The sequence below is a fragment of the Bifidobacterium pseudolongum subsp. globosum genome, assembly GCF_000741295.1.
Taxonomy (GTDB): domain Bacteria; phylum Actinomycetota; class Actinomycetes; order Actinomycetales; family Bifidobacteriaceae; genus Bifidobacterium; species Bifidobacterium globosum.
This window is the reverse complement of record NZ_JGZG01000018.1, coordinates 1-21,059: the sequence shown is the minus strand read 5'-3', so window position 1 is coordinate 21,059 and position 21,059 is coordinate 1. Positions and strand designations below refer to the sequence as shown.

The window sequence follows — 21,059 nt, the reverse complement described above, 5'->3', positions numbered from 1 at the left end:
GACCGCATCCCAGCTCGAGTTCATGCAGCGATGGTTCGAGGCCGAACTCGCCTCACGCGAGCAGTCACGACGACTGCGCCTTAGGAAACAGGCCGCGTTCCCCGCCGACCAAGACCCTCGACGGCTATGACTGGTCCAACCTCGCCATGCCCGCCGACTGGGGACGCGCCCAGCTCGAGACCCTCGAATTCATCGACAACGCCGAGGACCTCGTGCTCTACGGGTCGGTCGGCACCGGCAAGTCCCACCTCGCCATAGCACTGGGCAGGCTCGCGACCGACCGAGGCATCCCCGTACGGTTCTTCACCGCGTCAAGCCTGGTCATGCGCCTGCGCCGCGCCCAGCACGAGAACCGTCTCGACCGCGAGCTCGCCTCCATAGGCAAGGCGCGCCTGCTGATCATCGACGAGTTCGGCTACCTGCCCATCGACGAGGAAGGCAGCCGACTGCTCTTCCAGATCATCTCCGACAGCTACGAAAGACGCAGCATCATCTACACCAGCAACATCGAGTTCAGCGGTTGGGGACGTGTCCTGGGCGACGCGAACATGGCCGCCGCCCTCATCGACCGCACCGTCCACCACGGCCGCATCATCAGATTCCAAGGAGGCTCATACCGAAGCGAACACGCACTCATGACCAAATAACCCAAAAACCAGCGCGCAGCGGCAATACCGCCGACCATGCGGAAAAGCCGCTGCTCACCCTGCTGAAAAACACTGCTCACAATGCGGAACGCAAATTGCTAAAACACAGCATGCCGGAACACCACATGCGCCGCGCCTGCGAATGGCTCTGCTATATGAAAAGCTCCCAACCCGACCCCACCCACATCCTCAAGGAACACGAACGGCACACCGTGCATGGGCCGGCGCAGGAACACGAACCGGACACCAGCCAACCCACCCTCGGCACCGGCATCGACTGGAACGAATTCCACACCAGCACCCGCTACCCCAACACCACCGACTAGGAGTCTAAATCAACACAAAATGACCTATATGCCCAAAATGACCTATATGCCGAATTCAAAAGAGCATACTGCGGCGTTGCCTCTACATGGATCTGGTGCAGAAAACAGAAAAACCGCCGAAAACCCAATGTTTTCAACGGTTGACGCGAGTGGAGCTACTCGGGTTCGAACCGAGGACCCTCTGCTTGCAAAGCACATCTTCATTAGGCTTGTAGCCCTTATTTTACAACGTTCTTGAGCTGACAAACTACCGCTTGCAACACTTGTGCAACACTTGGGCGGAAAACTCGCCCTAAAATCGGCGTGTCGAATTGCCCTGAGTTGCCCCGCACGTAATACCGTAGGAAGCATGGAAACTCAGCCCCGCGAACCTGACGCGCGCGCCAACGTCGCCGCGTGGGTCACGTATGCCGCGAGCCTGAGTAGCCGCGAACAATCTGAGCACCTTGAGCAGTGCGCGAAGATCGATGCACAAGAAGCGTTCATCACTTCATGCCCGCTGTGTAATGCCATATGGAAGGGGCGCGGCAAGAATCGCGCCGAGCGCCGCGAACGCAGATGTGTGGGGACCGGCCGCACGCGGGCAATGAAGCACGCGCGCATCGCGAAGCGGGTGGTACTCTGCAACCCGTATGACGCCTACACATGCGGGACGTGCCCAAGTGGCGAAGATAGAGCGGTACGCCGTCATGCTGTTCGCCTGATCGAAGAGAGTGCGAACAATGGCGAGCTAATCGAGCTTGCCGAGGAATATGGCGTAACTTGCGCGGGTGTAGAAGGCGCTGACTTACTGCGTGAAGTATGCGAGGCCATTGAAGTATATGCGCGCATGTCCCTTGAAGAAGTGCGATACCGGCAGAGCGCGCCGCATGTTGTGTGCGGCAAGGCTAAGCGTCGCCATGCGCAACGTGAAGAGGCGTATTGGTCTGCATTGCACTTCGCTTGGCTATCGGTGCTTGCGGGCATGTTCGCGTGCTCGCCGCCTGAAGCACCTCATTACTTCATGTTCTCCATAGTTGCACTATGGCGGCTGGATACAACTGTACCCGCCGATAAATCGAGCACGCTTCTTGTAATCTCCATGCAGCGCGCGCCCCGCGCCCCTCAGCCTTGCCCTTGTCGCGGCAATATCCCGGCTGTGGTTCTCTTGGCGGACTAGTCCATTGTGCTAGATCTCGAATAGTCCCCGCCATTCGTCAGGCCATCGAACCATAGCCTAATTGCATAGGGCAAAGGTTTGAAGATGACTACGAATAACGGAATAATCTTGGATAGTGAAGCGGCGGCTGCGTACTTGGGTGTGTCCACAACGGTACTTAAGAGGCTCACGCGGCGCGGCTACATCGCATATGTAGAGTTTCCCAGCAGCGGCAAAGTTGGACGCGCTAGCCGCAAATGGACTAGGGCAGATCTCGACGCATTCATTGAAGAACATCGTCGTAAGGCTCCAGCCCGCGAAACGTCGGTGCCCACTCTTGAGGGGAAGGCAAGGGCGAAGCGCAACGCCGACACCTTCAAGAGCGAGCTAAGCGCCGCCGCCGTCCTTAGGGACTTGGAGGCGTAGGGCCATGAAGAAGAAGGAACAAGCCCGCCCCAAGCTGAGCAACGCAGACGTTGGCCGCATCTACTTCAAGCTTCAGGAAGAATGCGCCTCAACTGAATACTACACAGAGGTTCACTACTCAACGTTGGCATGGCGCGTTAGTCTGCCATGGCGCTTCGCTTGGCATGATAACGCCATGACCATAACCGCGTTGCGCGAGGCGCTGGAACGGCTGGAGAGGCTAAGGCTAATCAGCGTGAAGCCGCTCGATCACAACAACGTACTTGTCCGTCTGTGCCCTAGATCTCTGCAACTCAAGGCGGCAAAGGTGAAGAATATCCGCAAGTTGCTGGAGCTGGAGGCCGCTAGCCGAGCTGGAGCGCGTCGTCAATGGCGGCGCGCAGTAGGGAAAGCGGGCGGCAATGGGTGAAATACTTAAGGAACTTGCGGGACCGGCGGCAGCATACTTGAATTGCGGCCATCATGCTCAAGCCGTATTCATACGCATGTGCGATAAAGCAGTGGACTACACCGGGAAAAGCGCACAAGAAACGCCAAAAGCCCGGCGTGGGCTGTTCACGCAAAAGAGAGCCAACTTAGCGCAGTACATTGAAGGCGATAGCAGCAAAGTGCATAACTTGTCACGCCCAATTCAAAAGCTAATAGAGTGCGGGCTGATCGAAAGACTGGACCGGGGCCAAGGGCCCGTAGTGCAGAACTTTCGCATTAGGTTGCCCGAGTTCTGCGCACTGAACTTTCTCAAGGCTAACGAGTTCTTGGAAGGAAGCAAATACAACAGCGTCCTAATCAGTTGGAAGCGTATAGGTGAAGATTATGAAAGTTGGCTACAAGATGGTTCAAAGTGAAGAAGGTGCATTATAGTGTGTCGCACAGGATTGTCAATGTGCTAGTTCTTACCTTTGAGAGCCACTCTCTCATTATGTGAGAACGTGTTAGGTGTGCAATATGTGTAACCAAACGGCCGGTAGATCGTGGATAGCGCCGTGATTGGGTCACGAAAAGTGACGCGAAGGTAGCACAGAGTGCACACCTATTCGTCACGTATTACACACCTATTCGTCACAAGATGTGACGCGAAGGTAGCACAAAATGTATGACCGTAAAGAATAGAAAGAAACAGAAAGAAGGTGAAAGAAGGGAAAGAAGGCGCGGGGGTGTCTGACACAGCTTCGTTTTTTAAACGATGCCTCCCCGACTAGACCCCGCGCCCAGTTTTCTCTCCCCCCAACTTGGGTATAAATTATTGAGAACCGTTCTCAATAAGGAAAGCGGGCAAGCACTTTCAGTGCCGCCCGCTTTCCCGTGCAGATCTCTTCAGCCGCCGCCTATTGCCCGCCGCCTTCGCTCGCTAGCCGCCGTTGCCACTCCCTCCAATAGCTCTCTTTGACCATCTCAAGAAGCTCTAACCCCGCTGTGCAATTGCCGCACACGACTTCATCGCCGCCGCTTGCAAGATCTATGATGCCCAAGGATTCCAGCCGCCGCGCCGCCGTCTGCACGACTACGGAACGTCGGCCATGTTCCTTGCCTAGTCCCCATTGCACGACGAGCGACGCGGCGTCTATGCGGAAAGAGCGAGAGCCGCCGCGAATGCCATCGGTCATGCTCCATGCAAGCAGCAAGGCCGCTAGAAGCACGTCCGCGCTATCCTCCCCGCACTCTGCCGCCACGTTGCCTCCAGCCGCCGCTAGATCGCTGCCGTCCGCTTGCGCTGTGCCGTCGTGGAGCGTATCGGCCTTCACATCATGGATAATCGCCGCCGCTTCAGTCAGTGCCCTTAGCGCCTCTTCGGGAAGTGCTACATACGCTTGCGTGGTGTCGGTGCTGGAATGCCCAAGGGCGCGCGCAACGGCTAACATGTCGTGGCTATCGGTGTACGCGACGGTGGCGAACCTATGGCGAAGCTTATGGCAGCTGTAGCCGGGCGGCAGCAGCCGCGATACGCGCTTGCCTATGTAACTCTCTTCAACGTGTCCGTCCCAACGGCCCGGGAAGAGATAGCCATCAGCGGCGGCGATCGATTGTGCCAGTTCCTCGGTGAGCGGCACTATACGCTGTTTGCCTCCCTTGCCGTGTACAATCAGCGAACGCTCGCCATGGGTGCCGGTGATGACGTCGGAACTATGCACGCGGGCGATTTCCCCGCGCCTTAGGCCGCATGTTGCCGCCAACAGCACCATAAGCCGCTCTTCGGCCGTCGCCCGCTCCAGCGCCGCGCTAATCATGTCGTCGGTGCATGGCTTAGGGTGTGGCGTGGCACGCCGCACGGCCGGTAGCAGTCGCGCGGGATTGTCCGCCCGGTACCCCGCCGCTTCGAACCATGTGAAGAACGCCGTGAACAAGTTGCGGCACGCCCGCTTCGTCTCTACCGCCTTGCGTGAGGCGAGATAGTGAACGAGCTGCTGCTGAGACACGAGTTCGGGCGGTGTGCAGATCTCAGCGGCGAACGCGCGAAGCCGCCGCCTGAGCGTAAGCAGCGAGGTATCTGCGACGCCCGCCGCCCGCTTGTACTCCAAGAACCCATATGCGGCGGACTTCCAGCTCTCGGGCATCGCCATACGCTTGTTGTTGGTCATGGTGCACACTCCCTTCACTTCATGCGCTGAGCTTGCTTCGCGCCGCCGAATGCCATGGCGTCCATGCGCGCCGCAAGCAGCAAGTCATCTTCTTCGTTCGCGTGTTGGTAGATCATTGCAGCCCGCATACTGCTGTGCCCCATGCGCTGCATAAGCTCTTTGGTCGTGGCGCCCGCCTTCGCCGCCAGCGTCGCGCCGGTATGCCTCAGATCGTGGAAACGCAAGTCAGGGCGTCCGGCGATTTCCCTAGCTTTCCTGAAGCACTTGCCAACGACGTTGTTGCTAATCGGCGTTCCCTTCGCGGTAGGGAATACGTAGGCATCTTCGCTGGAATCGGTGAAGCGTTCCATGTGCGAAGTAAGCATGTCGGTCAGGTGTGCGGGAAGATACACCGCCCGCCGCCCCGCGTCGGTTTTCGGTGCCGCATCTTCGTACAGCTTGCCGCGAATCTTGTACGTTTGCTTGTCGACGTTCAGGCGGTAGCACACTTGGTTATCTTCGCTGAGAACAAGCAAGACGTCCCGCCGCCTCAGCCCGGCAAGCTCGGAAAATCGTAGGCCGCTCCACGCGGCGACGTGGATAAGTGCGGCGTAGCGCTCGGGCATGTTCGCCGCTATCGTGTCCAGCTGCTCCAGTGTGGCGGGCGTACGCTCGATTGCCCGCACTTGGCTAGCGCCCTTGAGCACGCATGGGTTATGCCGCACGACTTCATCGCGAACCGCGTCCGCCATGATCGTATGCAGCAGCCTGTAGGCCTGTGCCACACGATTAGCCCCGGTGCTGTGCCGCGTGGGCATATCGCCGCGTTCGCTGCGCTCTGCGAACTCCCTCAACAGCTTGCCGCGCCACTGCTTGACCACGAGCGGCGAAAGTTCCTTCATGGGCGTATCGCCCAAGTAAGGAAGTAGCAGCGCGTCCAACAGTCCCGCGTATAGGTCTCTTGTTTTCGGGCGAAGATCGCGCGCCCGTTCCTTGAACCATGCAAGCGCGTAGTCCTTGAAACGTTGCCCGGAGATATTCGGGTTTATCCACTCATGCCGCAAGATTGAAGAGCGCACAGTGGCTAGCCACTCGCTAGCCGTCGAACGTGTCTCGAATGTGTCGGGCGCGTAGAAGATCTCTTCGCCTACCTTGTAGCAAGCCTGAAAACGCCCTGATCGCATCTTGCGGATAGTTCCAAAACTTCGCTTTCCCATGTTCGGCACCTCCATTCAAGCCGCGTGCAACACTTGTGTTTTTGCCGGGGCCTCTCAGCCCTTGAAAACACCGCGTGTCGCGGCTGTGATTTTGCAACACTTGTGCAACACTTGTGCTGCTTAAATGTGCCTAAAACGGCCATTCTTGGCCTTGAAATGCCCCCAAGCAGAAAACGAAAAAACCGCTGAAAACCCAATGTTTTCAACGGTTGACGCGAGTGGAGCTACTCGGGTTCGAACCGAGGACCCTCTGCTTGCAAAGCAGATGCGCTACCAGCTGCGCCATAGCCCCAACGGGGGAACACGTGAGAATGCTCCCCACGTGGGCCCGGGAGGACTTGAACCTCCGACCTCATCCTTATCAGGGATGCGCTCTAACCACCTGAGCTACGGGCCCGATCCATCGCGTTCAGGACGCAACAGAAAAAAAGAATACCAACAGCATGCGATAAGTCAAATCAAATCGGCGTGTCGTTGTTGTCCCCTTGGCCGCTGACAATATCGGGTATGCCTTTTCGCAACCTCCCCCGCGCCCGTTCGCTCGCAGGACGCTCCACTTCGCCGCACGCGCTGATCTCTCGCGAAGTCATCACCGTCGACGGCGTGCAGGTGAGCGTGCTGCGCAAAAAGAACCGCAACATGTACCTGCGCGTCAAGCCGCCGTATGGCGCCGTCGAAGTCACGGCGCCGGTGCGCATGCCGCAGCAGGACATCGTGCGGTTCGTGCGCGAGCGGCGCGCGTGGATCGACGAAGCACTGCGCAAGATGGCGGCCGCACGCTCGCGCACATTCGCCTCGCCGAACGTGGATCCGGACGTGCCGGTGAGCGCGGTCAGCATGCAGCGCGAGGGCGCGCCGGAGGGCGCCTTCAGTTGGAACGAGCAGTCGCTCGAGCGGGCGCGGCAGTCCATCGAGCGGCAGCTGCCGGCGCTGCTGCGCAAGTGGGAGCCGGTGGTGGGCCGCGCGCCGTCGAAGATCACGCTGCGCACGATGAGCTCGCGCTGGGGGTCGTGCACGCCCAAGACCGCGCGGATCCGGATCAACCTGCAGCTCGGGCTGATGGACCCGAAATACCTCGAGTATGTGCTCGTGCACGAGATGGTGCATCTGTGGGAGCATGGTCACGGCGCCGGCTTCCAGGCGCGCATGACCGACGCGCTGTCCGACTGGAAGGAGCTGCGGCGCGAACTGAACAAATGCACGATCTTCGAAGTGCCGCAGGCGCGGGGCTGAGCTACTCCCAGCGCGCATTCTCGACATCCACGCCTTCAGCGGCCGCCTGCGCTTCGATGGCGTCGCGCAGCCAGACAGCTAATCCCGGCTCGATGCCGTCGTAATGTGCGCGGAACCGCGGATCGTTGACATACATCTTCGCGAGGCACACGTGCATCGATGGCGTCACGTGATACCACGTGAGCGATTCCCGGTGTCGCAACGCGAGCTCATCCGCCGCCTCGCTGCCGGGCTGGACGCCGTCGCGCATCGCCTGTGCCAATTCGAGCTCGAGCGCCCGCACGGCGTCGAGATCCGCTTGCTGTTGCGCGTCATCCGTGCGGGTGCGGTATTCCGCGTATTCCATCCACTGTGGGCTGTCTCCCCAGCGGTCGTGTGCTTCGTCGGTGTATGGAGTGTCCATGTCCTCATCCTCTTTCATATTGTGCGCGTATGCGCTGAGTTCGTCGATGTCCTGCAATATCAACTGCAGTTGTGTGATGTGCCCGCTGATGCGCGCCCGTTGCTCGCACATCAGCGAGAGCGTTTCCGTGGCCGGACCGTCGAGAGCCACGCGGATCTGCTCCGTGATGAGGCCGAGGTCCCGGTACAGGCGGATACGCCTGATGCGCGCGATGTCGTCTTCGTTGTACAGCCTGTATCCGTTGCCGTCGCGTCCGGGGTGGAGCAGGCCCACTGATTCCCAATGCCGCAGCATCCGTACACTGACCGCGCATCGCGCCGATGTCTCGCCGATGGTAAGTTGTTTCTGCATGTGCATGGTTTGTACGCTACGGCCTGACATGATGTGAAGGTCAATCCTGCCGGCGTGTCGGTGATTTTCGTTGATACGCGTATTCACCGCGTGGAGTTTCTCCTCCTGCAAAAAGATTGGTGCGGCCAGTGTTGCCTACGACAGTTGGCGCAGATATGTACACCGATGGTCAGCTGAACGCGTGATGTGGATGGTTTTGGGGAAGTGGGCTCTTGAACATAGTGAGCATGTAATTCGGCCTCCGGAAAGGACCAAACCATGAAACCAGCCAATGAAGCCCGCATCGCGGAACATGACGGCAGTCTGCCGACGGTATTGATGATCGTCGGATCGCTACGCAAACAATCCTTCAACAGGCAACTCGCGCAGTTCGCCGCGCATGCGCTCGCCGGCCGCGCGAATGTGAGTGTCCTCGATTGGCGTGATGTGCCGGTGTTCAATCAGGACGAGGAATTCCCGAATCCCGAATCAGTGGCCTCCGCCCGTACTGCGGTGGCCGACGCCGACGCGCTGTGGATTGTGACCCCCGAATACAACCATGGTATGCCCGGTCCGCTCAAGAACCTGCTGGACTGGTTGTCGCGCCCGGCGGAGGATGGTTCGCCGTCGCCATTGTTCGGCAAGACGATGACGATGAGCGGCGCGGGCGGCGCGAATTGCGTGCGCGACAGCTTCGCGACGCTGCTGCCGGTGCTTGAATTCATGAAGATGCGTTTTGCTCCGGCCACCTTCACCGGTGTTGCGGTGAGCCGTGAGATGTTCATCAGCGACACCCTTGAGCTCGATGATGCAGCCAAGTCGGCCATCGAGCATCAGGCCGATGCGCTGATTGGTATCGTTGACGAGCGGTAGGGCAAGGGAATAGGCCAAATTTGCCATGGAAAAGGCATGTGCCGGCTGTATCTCGCTTACGCGGGTGCCTTAATTTCGGCAGGGGCGAGTATCGCCCTTGCAGATTGCTGGAATTCCGATGATTCGCGACGCCGATACTTCAAGGCTGCCGGGTTAGGGCACCCGCGTAAGCGAGATAGCGCGGAACCGTCGTCTAGCGTCCAATCGGGTGGTTGAAAAGTTCGGTGTACGGCACATTGACGAATCTATGTGGACGCACTTGTATGAGTGCTCCTGCATACATTGTGACGCGGTGTTCATGGATGTTCTTCGAAACCCTTGGGGCCGTGCATGCTCCTATACAATGAGTGTCGATTTGGGCTGGTATCTACGGTGGAAAGAGGATCGATCATGGGATTGGTGCTGGCTGTGCTGTGTGTACTCGCAGCGGTTCTCGTGCCCATCGTGGCCGCCCGTTTCCGCAACGCCGCGTTGACCCACATCACAGCTGCGCATGGCGTGCAGGAACGCGCGTATATCACCTTGGGTGGCATCGAGCAATATGTGCAGATTCGAGGCGAAGACCGGCGTAACCCCGTCATCCTATGGCTGCATGGCGGTCCTGGATTCCCTCTGACCTACATGACCGGCCATTATCAGGCCGAACTCGAACGCGACTATACGGTTGCGGTATGGGAGCAGCGCGGCTGCGGACGCACGCTACACCGCAATCCGAACGTGTCCAATCCAACGATTGACGAGCTGCTTTCCGATGTGGATGAACTCGTTGATCATTTGAGGAAACGCTTTGATCGCGACGCAATCATCCTTGTCGGGCAATCGTGGGGGACGGTGCTTGCGACGGACTATATTCGCAGGCATCCGCGGAAGGTTGCGGCGTATATAGGCGTTGGTCAAGTCACCGAATTCCTGCAGGGGAAGATACTTGCAGCGCAACAAGCGGCGGACAGGGCGCGCGCGAAGGGAAACATCAGGGACGCCACTGCACTAATCCGGGGCGTCGAATGCCTGCGTGCAACGAAATGCCTTGGTCAACTGGATGTCAAGATGCTTGAGAACATGGTCATCACTTCCATGAAGTATCTGCGCAACAAAGCGGAGATGTCTGGAGTACGCCAAATGTGGACGGCGCTCACTTCGCCGCAGATGCGAGGGGTGGACGTGAAATGGTTCCTGTTCGCGAGCAATGCAAGGAACATCATCGAATCCCAACGCAACCTTGTGGACTACATGTACTTCCGCTACCGCATCGAGGATTCGGGACGCCGATATTCCATGCCGGTCTGCTTCATTCAGGGCGACAGTGATTGGATCACCCCGACGCCCATGGTCCGGGATTACTACGAGAATGTCGTGGCTGCCCGAAAGGCGATGGTCGTCATCCGTGATGCGGGCCATACCCCGTTTCTGGATCATCCCCAGCGGTTCTGTGCGGCAGTCAGGGAGTTTCTGTCTAATTGCCGGCGCTAGGCGCTGAATTATATAGGTGCTGTTCCGCTAAGTGTGCCCAAGGCATGCCGCTCGCTTCGGCTGTTGTGGGGTACTACCGCGAAAAAGTGGTGTATGGCGCAAGCAATCGATATCACCGGTGTGTGAAGCACAATCTATGGGCGCGAGTGTGTTGCTGAAGAGCGAAGGCTGGCTGTATCTCGCTTACGCGGGTGCCTTAATTTCGGCAGGGGCGAGTATCGCCCTTGCAGATTGCTGGAATTCTGATGATTCGCGACGCCGATACTTCAAGGCTGCCGGGTTAGGGCACCCGCGTAAGCGAGATACGCGAGATAGCTATGCTACCTTGTTGTACAAGTGATGCGCCGATAAGCGGTACCCGGCTTCGAAGCAGCCACATGTAGGGGGACGAACATGGATTACCAGAGTGAGAACGCACGAACGATCGACCGTTGGGTCGACGAAGGCTGGCAATGGGGCGTGCCGATCTCACACGACACCTTCGTCGCCGCGCAACACGGCGACTGGGACATCCTGCTCACCCCAACGAAACCAGTGCCACACGAGTGGGTTGGCGATGTGCGCGGCAAGCGCGTGCTGGGCCTTGCGAGCGGCGGCGCGCAGCAGATGCCGATCATGGCGGCGCTCGGCGCACAATGCACGGTGCTCGATTATTCGTCGCGCCAATGCGAACGCGAAACCGAGGTTGCACAGCGCGAAGGCTACGAGATCGAGGTGATCCAGGCGGACATGACGAAACCGCTGCCGTTCGAAGACGAAAGCTTCGACCTGATCATCAACCCCGTATCCAACTGCTACATCGAGCAGGTGCGCCCCGTGTTCCGCGAATGCCACCGCGTGCTCAAAACCGCCGGATCGCTCATCGGCGGCTACGACAACGGCATCAACTACATCTTCGACGATGACGAGACGACCCTGACGAATACACTGCCGTTCAATCCGCTGCACGACGAGCGCGCACGCCAGATGCTGCTCCGCACGGATTGCGGCATGCAGTTCTCGCACACGCTCGACGAGCAAATCGGCGGCCAGCTCGAAGCCGGCTTTGTGCTGCGCGCGCTGTATGAGGACACGAACGGCGAAGGCAACCTGCACGAACACCATGTGCCGACCTACGTTGCGACGTGGAGCATGAAAATGTCACATTGAATGCGCCCTCGGCGGAACGCGGCCAGCCCCTCTTACGCTCGGCAATAGCGAAACGAACGGAGGAGCGGCAGCATGGCGCAGACAATCGACATCACCGGCGCGCGGGTGCACAATCTCAAGCGTGTGGACGTACAGGTGCCAATCGGCAAGATGGTGGCCGTCGCGGGCGTCTCCGGCTCGGGCAAATCGTCGCTCGCGCTCGGCGTGCTCTACGCGGAAGGCTCACGCCGCTATCTGGAAGGACTCTCCACCTACACGCGCCGGCGCATCGCACAGAGCGGCGAAGCGAAGCTCGACGCGATTGAGCATGTGCCGCCGGCACTCGCGCTGCACCAGCGGCCGAGCGTGCCGGGTATCCGCAGCACTTTCGGCACGATGAGCGAACTGCTCAACAGCCTGCGCCTCATGACATCCCGCTTGGGCAACTACACCTGCCCGAACGGCCATATGCTCGACCCGACGCCGAATGTCGCGCTCGAACGGCCGGTCATCTGCCCGGTGTGCGGCGCCGAAGTGCAGGCGCTCGGCGCGGAGGACCTCGCATTCAACTCGGGCGGCGCGTGCCCCACCTGCTCCGGCACGGGCATTGTGCGCACGGTGGATGACTCCACGCTGATCGCCGACCCGAACCTGACGATTGAGCAGGGTGCGGTCGCGCCGTGGCGATCACTGATGTGGTCGGTCATGGTGGACGTGTGTCGCGAGATGGGCGTGCGCACCGACGTACCGTACAAAGACCTCACCGCCCACGAAAAAGAGATTGTGCTGCACGGGCCCGCGGAAAAACGGCACATCATGTACCACTTGAAGAAGCAGAACCGCGCGGGCGAAATGGACTTCACCTACTTCAGCGCCGCGCGCACCGTGCTCAATGCGCTCGACAAAGCGAAAGACGCGAAGGGACTCAAGCGCGTCGAGCCGTTCATCAAAGAGTCGCCATGCCCTGACTGCCACGGCACGCGTCTGAACGAACGCGCGCGCACGCTGCCCGTACACGGCAAGACGCTGCCCGAACAGTGCGCAATGCAGCTAGACGAGCTCGCGCAGTGGGTGCAGACCGTGCCGAGCGCGATGCCTGCGGACATGCGCGAGATGGCGCAGGCGATCGTCGGTGAATTCACGCGCACCGCCCGCCGTCTGCTCGAGCTCGGGCTCGGCTACCTCACGCTCGACCGCGCCGGCAGCACGCTGTCGACCGGCGAGCGGCAGCGCATCCAGCTCGCGCGCGCCGTGCGCAGCGAGCTGACCGGCGCGATGTATGTGCTCGACGAGCCGTCGATCGGCCTGCACCCGGCGAACGTGGACGGCCTGCTCGGCGTGATGCGCGATCTGAAGGCGCAGGGCAACACCGTGATCGTCGTCGACCACGATACGCGCGTGCTGCGCGCGACCGACTGGATCATCGAAATGGGGCCGGGCGCCGGCGCGCACGGCGGCACGGTGATCGCGCAGGGCACGGTAGGGGATGTGGAGCGCAGTCCGCATTCGCTCATCGCGCCGTTCCTCGCGAGCGAACACTCGCAGATCGTGCGCCCGCAGACGCCGGCAGATGCGGTGTTCAGCGAAGGCGCGATCGAAATCAGGACCGCGCCGCTGCACACTGTGCACGCGTTGGATGCGCGCGTGCCGAAACATCGTCTGACCGTGGTGACTGGCGTCTCCGGATCGGGTAAGACGACGCTCGTGCTGGAAAGTCTCGTGCCGGCGCTCACCGCGAAGATCGCGGACGAGCAGATGCCGGAGCATGTGCGCGCGTTGGATGCGCCGGGCATCGAGCGCGTCACGATGATCGACGCGACGCCGATCGGCGCGAACGTGCGCTCCACCGTCGCCACCTACAGCGGCGTGCTCGACGACCTGCGGCGGTTGTTCGCGCGCACGGAAGCGGCGAAGGCGCGTGGCCTGACGGCGGGCGCGTTCTCGTACAACACCGGCTCGCTGCGCTGCCCCACGTGCGACGGCACCGGGCAGATCACACTCGACGTGCAGTTTCTGCCCGACGTGGACATTGACTGCCCGGACTGCCACGGCACGCGGTACAGCGACGAGGCCGGCGAAATCACGTGGGAGCCCAAGGGTGGGCATGCGCCTGTTTCGCTGCCCGATTTGCTCGCGATGACGGTTGACGAGGCGCGCGAGGTCTTTGCGGGAACCAGTCAGCGCCGTCTGCGCGCCAAACTTGACACCCTGCATGAGCTCGGCATCGGGTACATGACGCTCGGCGAGAGCACGCCGGCGCTTTCGGGTGGCGAAGCGCAGCGGCTCAAGCTTGCGAGCGAGATGGGCCGCGCGCAGGAAGGCACGCTGTTCGTGTTCGACGAGCCGACAATCGGGTTGCACCCACTCGACGTGCGCACGCTGATCGGTGTGTTCCAAAAACTCATCGACCAGGGTGCGAGCGTGCTCGTGATTGAGCATGACTTGGATATGATCGCGAACGCGGACTGGATCATCGACATGGGGCCGGGCGGTGGTCAAAACGGCGGCGAAATCGTGGCAACCGGCACGCCGGCGCAGGTCGCGGAGAACCCACTCAGCCTCACCGGCCGCTACCTCAAGCCCTGCGTGGAGTAGTTGCGGGCGTATCTGCGCTACGAGAGTGCCCTTTCTTTGGTGAGACCGAGTATGACCCTTGAAAAAAGGCGTACTGTACTCGTGGTTTTGCCGGAATGGGCACTCTCGTAACGTAGATACTGGTACACTGAACCCAGACGAAGAAGCCGCAATCTGGGGGAGAGTGCCCATCATGGCTGCATATGTTTCAAGCAACGGCATTGAGGGTATTTTGCGGCACGCAGGGTTGCGCATGGCTGAATCCCCGAATCCCGCGCGCGGGTATGTACGGGAGGACTATCTGTTCACGGAATGCATGGTGTGTGGAGTGGAGGCGCACTACAAACCGCAATACATCATGCAGAAAACACAGGAAGGTGAACAGACATGCCGTGCATGCCATTGGCGCGCATGGAATCGTGGAAGCTTGGCGGTATATGGCCGGCAGGTGGAAACCCAACACAGTGAGGGCGGCGAAGACGATCCGTTGCTCGCGTACGAGCACGAGCGCAATGTTCGGAGTGCGCAGAGACGTGCACAAGAGCATGACTACGAATTGGTTGTGCTGCTGGACGACGGCCCAGGCGATCGGATCGTTGTGACTCGTTGCATCAACTGTGGGAAGCAGGGGGCGCGTCGTCTGTACGATTTGGGTCGGTGTTCGTGTGGCGGGCCCCGCGCACGTGAGGGTGTGTCGTATGCCAATACTGCGCGGCAGGTCAAGCGCGAGGAAATGCCCCACGACGGCAGTGTGTACGAGAATGGTGAACACGCGTCACTTGCTGCATGCACATCAGGGTGTTTGGAATGGTGGGATTCTAAGCGTAATGCGCCGTTGACGCCAGAGACGCTTACTCGTAGATCGCAACGCAACGTATGGTGGATTTGTCCGGAATGCCATCTTTCGTTTGTGGCACCGGTCTATTGGATGACATGGCGGCCGTCATGCCCGGAGTGCGAGCAAGTGCAACGGCTGCGGTTTTCCATCGATCGGGAGGAGCGCAGGCATCAAAGCATTGCGGATTATCCGGATTTACTTGCAGCGTGGGATGATGAAATGAATCCGTTTGACGTGCCGATGACCGATTATCGGTCCTATCGGTTTGTGTGTCCAGCTGGGCACCATCCACGGCAAACACCTTCCAGCTATCTCGATAACGGCTGCAGGCATTGCCGTGCCGCACGCACTCAGGCCGACCCGCGCCAAGTGTATCTGCGCCAAACGAATCCAGAGCTGGCGGCCGAATGGGTCAGAGTCATCGGAGATGCAGAGGGGCGGTATACTCCCGACAATGTCAAGGAATCGTCGCGGCGCAAAGTTGTATGGTCGTGTTTGGCGTGTGGGCATGAGTGGACCACGACTCCCCGTGAACGCGGCTTGCGCATCAACAATCGGTGCAAGAACTGTGGCAAAGTGCTTGGTTCGTTTGCGTGGAAGTATCCATCGCTTGCCGAGGAATGGGATCCGCGGAATCCAACAAGCCCATGGAATACCACGCCGGCGGGGCGTTTGACATTCAAGCCGCGATGGATTTGCGCGCGCAACCCGGATCATCGATGGGAGATGAGCATCGCATCGCGGGTCAAGCACAGCAAGGGCTGTCCGTTCTGTGCTGAACGCTCTGCAGGGTAGGATGCTGCTGCGCTCTGGTGTTGTTGGCGGACCTACAATGGGACTGTTGTGGGCACAACAGACAAGGAGCGTCTCATGAAGTTCAACGAAATCCTCGAGGAATGGACCACCAGCAGGACGTTTGCGTATCTGGGGGCCGCGGCGGCTTGCGCGGCCGCCGCATCCGCGTACAAGCGTGCGCAGGCGAAGGGGCGCTCGCGGCTCTATGTGCTGCTTGCTATGGCGTGGGCCGCGCTGACGGTATACGACGTATGGGATTCCCGTCAGGATGACTCCGAAGAGGACGGCGACAACGTGGACGATTGGGGTACCCCAAGCGCCGCTTGAGATTGGTGTGTGGCCACGCAAAACGGAACGCGTTCAGAGCGGGGCATCGGGGGTGAAGATATCCTCGATGCGCAAGTCAAAGATGGCAGCGATCTGGAAGGCGAGAGGCAATGACGGGTCGAAGCGTTCCTTTTCGATGGAGATGATGGTCTGACGGCTGACGCCAAGCATTGTGGCAAGTTTTTCTTGCGACAAGTGCCTTTCGCGCCGCAGTTGTGGCAAGCGGTTCCGCATGGTTCACGATTCCTTGCGGACGAGGTAGCTGACCGCGAACACTAGGGCGGTGAAGGCGAAGACCGCAATAAGCGTCCAAGACACCATTGGGGGCAGCCAGAAGCTGGTGAGGGCGGCGCCCAGTCCTGTGCCTGCAAGCAGAAGATGGAAGCTGTCTTTGGCGGCCTGGTCATACCAAGTGCATTCCACGCTATGTTCAGGGTGGGGGAGGGCTCCCGGGATGGTCGACCTATCGACCACCACCGTCCAAACCAAAGTGATGGCTGCCGGTGCGACGCATACCCCGATCAGCAGGGCCCTGAGCCATGCATTCATGGTGTTGTGTGGAAAAACCGGTGCCGCCTGCAGGGCGATGCCGATGACAGCCGCGGCCACAAGGCCGACAGGGATTGCCAACCACAGTGCTGGGGTTCCGCCGGGCTTGATGCGCCCGAACCCGCATGGCTTCTTTTCGGGTTTCTTGTACATGCCGGGCCTCCTATCTGGAATGATAAGCAGATGATGCTCTGATTCTATGTAAAGCTTACTTAACTGTCAAGTTAGCTTAACGTTTTTGGATGTCGAATCAGGTTCTATGGGCTGTTTGCCATGCATCTGCGCTGGGGAGGAGCATTTTCCTTGTGGGCTTCGAGTATGCTCCTTGAAACTACGCCGTCCATAGGGCCAGCCCACAAGGAAAATGCTCCTCCCCAGCGCAGATACCGGAGTGTGGGGGCCCAATTGGTGTTTTGAGGCGTGGTGCAAGCGCCTTCTAGGCCGCCTGCGGCCAATGTTGCGCGAGGTGCTGCTGGATCGGCAGTGCCACACGTCGGTTGCTGTGCAAAAACGTGGCGTAGAAATCGATGCGGTTGGCGGGGTCGTCAATGGTTACAGGCGTGCGGATGTGCGTCATGAACCGCTCGTCGGTCAGACGCAGGTTCTATGTCAGCCATATCGCTGGTAGAACGGGGCGCAATGCCTTAGGCCCGAAGCTCCACCTGCAGACGAACATCATGTTTTGCGGCTTGCTGCATGACAATCGTCGCGAATGCGTAGACGAACGTCATGCTCGGCGATTCGAAATATGACGTTCGTCTGCCTACCCAGACGAACGTCGCATAAGATGGCTTGCAGCATGACAATCTTCTGCGCGCGTCAGACGCCTGTCGCGTTTGGAGGTCCTCTGCATGACGTTCGTCTGGGGCAGGGGGGCGCGGGTTGCGTCATGCGGGGCAGTGCACACGGGCGTCACAGAAACGGACAAGCAGCATGAGTTTCGCGGAAAAACACCCCTACCTGTTCTGGCAGCTCATCGGCTGGGGCATCCTGCTCGTTGACTTTGTGTTCACGGTGATTGCCATATTCAACGACTTCGGCGAGTGGAGCTACCCGATCATCGTCTTCACGTTCATCGGCGCGCTGTTCGCGATCATCGGCTCGCCGTGCTGCCTGTACGCCACGCGCGCCACGCGGATGCCGCAGGCGCGCTCGCCGGAGGAGGATCGCGCGGTCCGCAGCAAACTCACGGCAGTCGCCATGGCGCGCAAGACGCCGCAGGCGGCGCTGCTGGGCGCGCTTGTGGTGGCGGCGGCCGTGGTGCTGGCCGGCGTGACATACGTGCTGGGCATGCGCGGGCATGTGCTGCTCGGGTTCGTGATGATGGTCGCGATGGTGGTCGTTCCGTTCGTGATTCTCACGAAATATCAGGATGCGCAGCGGCGGCAGTTCATGAAGGTCGCGCACGCCGCGCAATTCGTGGACGTGCAGTCGGATCCGTGGCTGGGATACCAGCCCGATGTGCGCCAGCTGTGCGCGCCCCTCGTGCCCGTGCCCACGGGCTACGGCACTGCGACGCTGGATTTTCTGTACAACTGGTTGCACGACTACCTGATGGCGGACCGGCTTTCGCTCGTCCAATATTCCGCGAATGACTTGCGCAACGCCGGTTTTGTGGCGGTCGACGGCGAAGGTGCGCCTTTGGATGCGCCGGACGACCTGTTTTTGGCGATCCCCGAACATCAGCTCGATCTGAGCGATGGCAAGCGTGAGCAGTTCGAGAAGGAGTGCCGTGCGGTCGGCGCGTTTTGGCTGCCGCGCGCGGGGGAGTAGGCGGCGTGCGCGAGGCAGGGATTTCGCGCTACATAAAGCATTCCATCGCGGCGATTGCGGCCAGTTTGCCCTCGTCGATGACGTCGCGGCCATAGGCATCGAGGAAGCGGTTGCAGTAGGCGCTGGTGTGCAGATTGAACCAGAGGGTCCACGAGCCCCAAAACACGTCGATGTGCCGGTCGGAAAGGCCCGCGTGGTCAAGGTCGATGAAGCCGGAGAAGCGCCAGTCGTCCAGGATGACGTTCGGCAGGCAGTAGTCACCGTGGAGAAGCGCGTCCGTGCGCAGTTCGTCGGCGGCTTCAGTGGCGATGCGGTGAGCGTCGGCTGCGGTGATTCGCGGGCAGAATTGCGCGTTGAAGCGGCCGGCGCGCCAGCCGCGCTCGACGTTGTCGAGATACCGTGCGCGCACGTCGGGGATGTTGAGCGCGGCGAGGCGGCCGGGCTGTGTGCGGAACAGTTCGTGCAGCGTGCGCAGGCGGACGGCGAGAAGGTCGCACAGCCGCTCGGGGTCGGCGAGGTAGCGGGCGGTGGTGCAGTCCTCTCCGATGACCGCGCGCGTGACGAGCCAGTCGGCGTGCGTGCCGCCGCCGGGCAGATATTCGACGACTTCGGGGCCGAGGCCGAGCTCGTGGAACACGGTGCTCATGCGCGCTTCTTGGGCGAGTGTGCCGGCGGGCGCGGTCTTCGCGAACAGGGCGTTGCTGCTTGCGCCCTCGGCGCCGAGTGCGTAGACACGCGCCTCGGGCGAGCTGCTCGTGTCATGGATCGAGCGGCCGCGCGCAAGGCGGCGTATGATCGGCGGAGCGTCGGAGATGGCGGGAATCGGTGTGTGGTGCATGGGGTTCTTCTTTGTGTGGTAATCCGTTAGGGGGGGGCTGTCTACTCGCCATGGGGTCTCTCGACTGGGGTGGAGTACTTCTCATCCTCATCCTCGCTGGACTTCATGGAGGGGGTAGCTCATAAGAAAGAACAACGCCGAGGTGACCACTACGCCAAGCAGGCCGCGCCAGCTCAGTAGCTCCGCCTTCCCAAAGACGAACCACGTCCATAATGCGTTGGCGGTTGTAAAAAACAATGTTCCTGCGATGAGCCGTTTCCACTGATGATGCGATAGTCCCATGATGACCCACCTGCCTTACGGTGCTCTTGCTAGCGGCCGGACGGCTTCCAGACGAGGCCGCCAAAGCGAACCGGCCAACGGTTATATGCCACGATTTTCATCGCGCGCTTCATCGCCTTCTTTGCCTACTTCCAAGCTACGCTTTCATGACAGGTGAACAAGCCGTTTTATTCCTTGAACAGAGCGGACGCCGGCGGTTTCCAGATGAAACACGGTAGAACGTCGCAAACCTCGGTCTGCTCGTTTGCTCGCTTCGATGATGGACATGGCCATATCCGCGGGATTCTGTGCCACCTCCTGCATGTATTTCCGCTGGGGAGGAGCAGTTTCTGGCGAGGGGGCGAGTATCTGCCTTGCAAACAATGGGGTAGCGGTCGGTGATACTTGGGGGCTGGGGGGAAAATGCTCCGCTTCAGCGGAGATACAGTCAGAAGGCGGTGGCCAGGAACCGCTCCGGGAGTCAGGAGTGGGTTACGATCTGCATTGCGCGGCCGTTTTCCATGAGTGTGAAACCGTGGCGCTGGTAGAACGGCACGTTTTTGCTCTCCTCAGGCATCACCTCGAGGAACATGTAGCCGGCATACCGCTCCTTGACACGTTCGACGAGGCCACTGCCAACATGCATGCCCTGATATTTCGGATTCACCAGCACCCAATGCATATAGGCGAGCATTTCACCGTCATCGATGACGCGTGCCAGGCCCGCGAGCTGATCGCCATCCCATGCGCTGATGACGGTGCTGCTGCCAATCAAGGCACGGTAGACGCGGTCCGGATACTGGGCCGATTCCCAGCCGACCGAGGCGAACAGTTCATGGATCTGGTCCTGCGTGAAGTGTTTCTCGTCCGTGTATTCGATTGCCATATCTGCAGGCTATATCCCGGCGTCTATATCAGGGGTGTGCGGGGTGGAATTCTTCGGTGCGTCGTGCGGCATCGCGATGTGCGGTATCGCACAACGGAATGGGCAGTATTGGCGTCGCGCGACGTCACGATATGCACGGACGCGCGACACCCACAATACAGAAGTGGATGATGAACAACGGTAAAGGGGCTCTTCTCAGGTTAGTGTGTAAGGATGTCTTTGAGTTGGCTGCTGTGGATGAGGCATCGTTGGATGTAGCTGGTGGTGTTGGCGAAGCCCATGGTGTTGCCGCGCAGGGTCTCGAGCCTGCCGTTGATGGCTTCGGTGGGTCCGTTGCTTGAGTGGGGGTGGCGGAAGAGGGCGAGGATGTCGCGCATGCGTCTTTTGAGCACGCGGCCGAGGGAGGCGAGTTCCCGGCAGCCGTTTGTAGCGCCCCGGTCCGGTCAGGTCGTCGATCAGCTCGCGCATCATG

The 21,059-nt window shown here is 60.1% G+C and carries 21 protein-coding genes, 2 tRNA genes and 2 pseudogenes; 14 read left to right on the top strand and 11 right to left on the bottom strand.

Annotated elements, in window-relative coordinates; all coding sequences use genetic code 11:
• From istB to BPSG_RS07915, 6 genes and pseudogenes are all read left to right on the top strand, one after another.
• A pseudogene (gene istB, locus BPSG_RS07940) lies at nt 1-647 on the top strand (IS21-like element helper ATPase IstB); the annotation flags it as partial.
• A gap of 110 nt (nt 648-757) precedes the next feature.
• On the top strand, nt 758-973 hold the full coding sequence (locus tag BPSG_RS07935) for a hypothetical protein (RefSeq protein ID WP_034879189.1): 216 nt from the start codon (nt 758-760) through the stop codon (nt 971-973).
• Nucleotides 974-1,322: 349 nt separating this feature from the next.
• Nucleotides 1,323-2,132 carry a hypothetical protein gene (locus BPSG_RS07930; protein WP_026644265.1) on the top strand — a complete coding sequence of 270 codons (810 nt, stop codon included), beginning with the start codon at nt 1,323-1,325 and terminating at the stop codon, nt 2,130-2,132.
• An 84-nt stretch (nt 2,133-2,216) separates the two neighbouring features.
• Nucleotides 2,217-2,537, top strand: coding sequence for a helix-turn-helix transcriptional regulator (locus BPSG_RS07925; protein ID WP_026644264.1), 321 nt, complete (start codon nt 2,217-2,219; stop codon nt 2,535-2,537).
• A 4-nt stretch (nt 2,538-2,541) separates the two neighbouring features.
• Nucleotides 2,542-2,946: a hypothetical protein gene (locus BPSG_RS07920; protein WP_026644263.1), complete on the top strand. Its 405-nt coding sequence runs from the start codon at nt 2,542-2,544 to the stop codon at nt 2,944-2,946.
• Entirely contained in the window at nt 2,939-3,382 is a 444-nt protein-coding gene (locus tag BPSG_RS07915; RefSeq protein WP_026644262.1) for a hypothetical protein, read from the top strand. The genes BPSG_RS07920 and BPSG_RS07915 overlap by 8 nt, the downstream gene beginning before the upstream one ends.
• Before the next feature lie 480 nt (nt 3,383-3,862).
• Here the strand turns inward: BPSG_RS07915 and BPSG_RS08360 are convergent, their stop codons facing one another.
• The 4 genes from BPSG_RS08360 to BPSG_RS07895 all read right to left on the bottom strand — a co-directional run bounded on the left by BPSG_RS08360 (nt 3,863) and on the right by BPSG_RS07895 (nt 6,706).
• Complete coding sequence (locus BPSG_RS08360; RefSeq protein WP_051592156.1) at nt 3,863-5,113, bottom strand: tyrosine-type recombinase/integrase; 1,251 nt, start codon at nt 5,111-5,113, stop codon at nt 3,863-3,865.
• Between the two features lie 14 nt (nt 5,114-5,127).
• Nucleotides 5,128-6,324: a tyrosine-type recombinase/integrase gene (locus BPSG_RS07905; RefSeq protein ID WP_080699316.1), complete on the bottom strand. Its 1,197-nt coding sequence runs from the start codon at nt 6,322-6,324 to the stop codon at nt 5,128-5,130.
• Between the two features lie 204 nt (nt 6,325-6,528).
• Nucleotides 6,529-6,601 (bottom strand) — tRNA-Ala (locus BPSG_RS07900).
• A 31-nt stretch (nt 6,602-6,632) separates the two neighbouring features.
• Nucleotides 6,633-6,706 (bottom strand) — tRNA-Ile (locus tag BPSG_RS07895).
• A 110-nt stretch (nt 6,707-6,816) separates the two neighbouring features.
• Here BPSG_RS07895 and BPSG_RS07890 point away from each other — a divergent pair.
• The gene (locus BPSG_RS07890; RefSeq protein ID WP_026644230.1) at nt 6,817-7,542 is read left to right on the top strand and encodes a M48 family metallopeptidase; all 726 of its coding nucleotides are present in this window, start codon (nt 6,817-6,819) and stop codon (nt 7,540-7,542) included.
• Nucleotide 7,543: 1 nt separating this feature from the next.
• Here the strand turns inward: BPSG_RS07890 and BPSG_RS07885 are convergent, their stop codons facing one another.
• On the bottom strand, nt 7,544-8,296 hold the full coding sequence (locus BPSG_RS07885) for a MerR family transcriptional regulator (protein WP_033502425.1): 753 nt from the start codon (nt 8,294-8,296) through the stop codon (nt 7,544-7,546).
• A gap of 258 nt (nt 8,297-8,554) precedes the next feature.
• Here BPSG_RS07885 and BPSG_RS07880 point away from each other — a divergent pair, with 258 nt between their 5' ends.
• From BPSG_RS07880 to BPSG_RS07855, 6 genes are all read left to right on the top strand, one after another.
• Entirely contained in the window at nt 8,555-9,148 is a 594-nt protein-coding gene (locus tag BPSG_RS07880; protein WP_033502424.1) for an NADPH-dependent FMN reductase, read from the top strand.
• Nucleotides 9,149-9,538: 390 nt separating this feature from the next.
• A complete protein-coding gene (locus tag BPSG_RS08355) occupies nt 9,539-10,618 on the top strand; it encodes an alpha/beta fold hydrolase (protein WP_051592146.1) in 1,080 nt (359 codons plus the stop codon).
• A 393-nt stretch (nt 10,619-11,011) separates the two neighbouring features.
• On the top strand, nt 11,012-11,767 hold the full coding sequence (locus BPSG_RS07870; protein ID WP_026644227.1) for a class I SAM-dependent methyltransferase: 756 nt from the start codon (nt 11,012-11,014) through the stop codon (nt 11,765-11,767).
• Nucleotides 11,768-11,839: 72 nt separating this feature from the next.
• Entirely contained in the window at nt 11,840-14,341 is a 2,502-nt protein-coding gene (locus tag BPSG_RS07865; RefSeq protein WP_026644226.1) for an excinuclease ABC subunit UvrA, read from the top strand.
• 172 nt (nt 14,342-14,513) lie between these two features.
• Nucleotides 14,514-15,953, top strand: coding sequence for a zinc-ribbon domain-containing protein (locus BPSG_RS08555; RefSeq protein WP_080699301.1), 1,440 nt, complete (start codon nt 14,514-14,516; stop codon nt 15,951-15,953).
• A 75-nt stretch (nt 15,954-16,028) separates the two neighbouring features.
• Nucleotides 16,029-16,280, top strand: coding sequence for a hypothetical protein (locus BPSG_RS07855; RefSeq protein ID WP_026644224.1), 252 nt, complete (start codon nt 16,029-16,031; stop codon nt 16,278-16,280).
• A gap of 33 nt (nt 16,281-16,313) precedes the next feature.
• On the opposite strand, the gene BPSG_RS07850 is transcribed toward BPSG_RS07855, so the two are convergent.
• The 3 genes from BPSG_RS07850 to BPSG_RS08550 form a co-directional block, all read right to left on the bottom strand.
• Complete coding sequence (locus BPSG_RS07850; protein ID WP_026644223.1) at nt 16,314-16,514, bottom strand: helix-turn-helix transcriptional regulator; 201 nt, start codon at nt 16,512-16,514, stop codon at nt 16,314-16,316.
• Nucleotides 16,515-16,517: 3 nt separating this feature from the next.
• Entirely contained in the window at nt 16,518-16,982 is a 465-nt protein-coding gene (locus tag BPSG_RS07845; RefSeq protein WP_051592145.1) for a hypothetical protein, read from the bottom strand.
• 283 nt (nt 16,983-17,265) lie between these two features.
• Nucleotides 17,266-17,406, bottom strand: coding sequence for a hypothetical protein (locus BPSG_RS08550; protein ID WP_236822951.1), 141 nt, complete (start codon nt 17,404-17,406; stop codon nt 17,266-17,268).
• Nucleotides 17,407-17,762: 356 nt separating this feature from the next.
• Here BPSG_RS08550 and BPSG_RS07840 point away from each other — a divergent pair, with 356 nt between their 5' ends.
• Nucleotides 17,763-18,602, top strand: coding sequence for a hypothetical protein (locus BPSG_RS07840; protein ID WP_051592144.1), 840 nt, complete (start codon nt 17,763-17,765; stop codon nt 18,600-18,602).
• A gap of 28 nt (nt 18,603-18,630) precedes the next feature.
• Here the strand turns inward: BPSG_RS07840 and BPSG_RS08545 are convergent, their stop codons facing one another.
• From BPSG_RS08545 to BPSG_RS08540, 3 genes and pseudogenes are all read right to left on the bottom strand, one after another.
• The gene (locus BPSG_RS08545) at nt 18,631-19,440 is read right to left on the bottom strand and encodes an aminoglycoside 3'-phosphotransferase (protein WP_026644222.1); all 810 of its coding nucleotides are present in this window, start codon (nt 19,438-19,440) and stop codon (nt 18,631-18,633) included.
• Nucleotides 19,441-20,182: 742 nt separating this feature from the next.
• On the bottom strand, nt 20,183-20,587 hold the full coding sequence (locus tag BPSG_RS07825; protein WP_026644220.1) for a GNAT family N-acetyltransferase: 405 nt from the start codon (nt 20,585-20,587) through the stop codon (nt 20,183-20,185).
• Nucleotides 20,588-20,787: 200 nt separating this feature from the next.
• Nucleotides 20,788-21,059, bottom strand: a pseudogene (locus BPSG_RS08540) (transposase); the annotation flags it as partial.

Coding starts and splice junctions, on each gene's coding strand:
- BPSG_RS07885 (WP_033502425.1), bottom strand. CDS start 8,296: ATGCAGAAACAACTTACCATCGGCGAGACATCGGCGCGATGCGCGGTC.
- BPSG_RS08555 (WP_080699301.1), top strand. CDS start 14,514: ATGGCTGCATATGTTTCAAGCAACGGCATTGAGGGTATTTTGCGGCAC.
- BPSG_RS07905 (WP_080699316.1), bottom strand. CDS start 6,324: ATGGAGGTGCCGAACATGGGAAAGCGAAGTTTTGGAACTATCCGCAAG.
- BPSG_RS07865 (WP_026644226.1), top strand. CDS start 11,840: ATGGCGCAGACAATCGACATCACCGGCGCGCGGGTGCACAATCTCAAG.
- BPSG_RS08550 (WP_236822951.1), bottom strand. CDS start 17,406: ATGACGCACATCCGCACGCCTGTAACCATTGACGACCCCGCCAACCGC.
- BPSG_RS07930 (WP_026644265.1), top strand. CDS start 1,323: ATGGAAACTCAGCCCCGCGAACCTGACGCGCGCGCCAACGTCGCCGCG.
- BPSG_RS07855 (WP_026644224.1), top strand. CDS start 16,029: ATGAAGTTCAACGAAATCCTCGAGGAATGGACCACCAGCAGGACGTTT.
- BPSG_RS08545 (WP_026644222.1), bottom strand. CDS start 19,440: ATGCACCACACACCGATTCCCGCCATCTCCGACGCTCCGCCGATCATA.
- BPSG_RS07920 (WP_026644263.1), top strand. CDS start 2,542: ATGAAGAAGAAGGAACAAGCCCGCCCCAAGCTGAGCAACGCAGACGTT.
- BPSG_RS07840 (WP_051592144.1), top strand. CDS start 17,763: ATGAGTTTCGCGGAAAAACACCCCTACCTGTTCTGGCAGCTCATCGGC.
- BPSG_RS07925 (WP_026644264.1), top strand. CDS start 2,217: ATGACTACGAATAACGGAATAATCTTGGATAGTGAAGCGGCGGCTGCG.
- BPSG_RS07850 (WP_026644223.1), bottom strand. CDS start 16,514: ATGCGGAACCGCTTGCCACAACTGCGGCGCGAAAGGCACTTGTCGCAA.
- BPSG_RS07880 (WP_033502424.1), top strand. CDS start 8,555: ATGAAACCAGCCAATGAAGCCCGCATCGCGGAACATGACGGCAGTCTG.
- BPSG_RS07845 (WP_051592145.1), bottom strand. CDS start 16,982: ATGTACAAGAAACCCGAAAAGAAGCCATGCGGGTTCGGGCGCATCAAG.
- BPSG_RS07870 (WP_026644227.1), top strand. CDS start 11,012: ATGGATTACCAGAGTGAGAACGCACGAACGATCGACCGTTGGGTCGAC.
- BPSG_RS07915 (WP_026644262.1), top strand. CDS start 2,939: ATGGGTGAAATACTTAAGGAACTTGCGGGACCGGCGGCAGCATACTTG.
- BPSG_RS07825 (WP_026644220.1), bottom strand. CDS start 20,587: ATGGCAATCGAATACACGGACGAGAAACACTTCACGCAGGACCAGATC.
- BPSG_RS07890 (WP_026644230.1), top strand. CDS start 6,817: ATGCCTTTTCGCAACCTCCCCCGCGCCCGTTCGCTCGCAGGACGCTCC.
- BPSG_RS08355 (WP_051592146.1), top strand. CDS start 9,539: ATGGGATTGGTGCTGGCTGTGCTGTGTGTACTCGCAGCGGTTCTCGTG.
- BPSG_RS08360 (WP_051592156.1), bottom strand. CDS start 5,113: ATGACCAACAACAAGCGTATGGCGATGCCCGAGAGCTGGAAGTCCGCC.
- BPSG_RS07935 (WP_034879189.1), top strand. CDS start 758: ATGCCGGAACACCACATGCGCCGCGCCTGCGAATGGCTCTGCTATATG.